Below are 910 nucleotides of genomic sequence, written 5' to 3'. Positions count from 1 at the left end.
CGAAGTAATATTAAAATTAATAAAGATATGAAGTACTAAGATTAAAGAAATGGAGGTTTTAGTACAGGATAAATATGCTCTAAAATTAAAGAAGAAAAGAGTTGCTTTTTACCTCAGTTCTTTGTTAGCCACAGTATTTTTTAAAGGTGAATTTTGTAATTATATTTCGGTGAAGTTATTTCTATTTTTTGAGCTTGTCTTTTTTCTAAAGTTATTTTTAATTTTTTTTCATAGAAAGTTTCATTTTCTTTTTTGTAAATTTTTTCTTTTTCACAATCCTCAAATTCTCTCTCAAAAATTATTTTTCCAGTAGATAAATTGAAGTCGACATTTTCCCAAAAATCACAAGGTCTTCCATAATTACTTTCATAGCCAATTAAATAAAAATTTTCATTTTGAAATCTATATTTGTCTGTGTAACCCCATTTCCAACTACTCCCACCAAAATGACTTATTAAAAGTATTCCATTTTTTATTTTAATTCCAGCATAAGGATCACCAACCATTCCTCCTTCACGACTTCCATAAAGAGCTTGTTCTGAATTTTTCCAGTTTATCCATTTTTTATTTATTTTTTTATAAATCCTTAGTTCTCTAGGAATATTTTCATTCTCTTTTTCTGCTTTTTTAGTGTTAAGGACAACAACAAGTTCTTTTATATTATCATTATCTAAATCTCCTAAAATTGAGTCGATAACTACGTAGTTTTTTGGTATATTTTGCCCTAAAACTAGAAGAGAATTAAGGAAAACAAATAATACTAATAATGTAATTTTTTTCATATTGCAGGTAACGGCAGTCTGTCTCAAAACTACCTAATTTTTTTTAAAAAATAATTGAAATTAGGGGTAAAGCCAAAATTTGCATTAATTTTTGTTTGCTTTTGTATTAATGCCTTAAAAGTTCGTTT

The 910-nt window shown here is 26.2% G+C and carries 1 protein-coding gene; it reads right to left on the bottom strand.

Annotation, left to right across the window (positions count from 1 at the left end; translation table 11 throughout):
- Nucleotides 1-140: 140 nt before the first annotated feature.
- A complete protein-coding gene (locus KW502_RS15265; protein WP_219041408.1) occupies nt 141-809 on the bottom strand; it encodes a hypothetical protein in 669 nt (222 codons plus the stop codon).
- Between the last annotated feature and the right edge of the window lie 101 nt (nt 810-910).

This window comes from Mesonia aestuariivivens, assembly GCF_019311235.1.
GTDB lineage: Bacteria > Bacteroidota > Bacteroidia > Flavobacteriales > Flavobacteriaceae > Mesonia > Mesonia aestuariivivens.
This window is presented reverse-complemented; position numbering and strand designations above follow the sequence as displayed.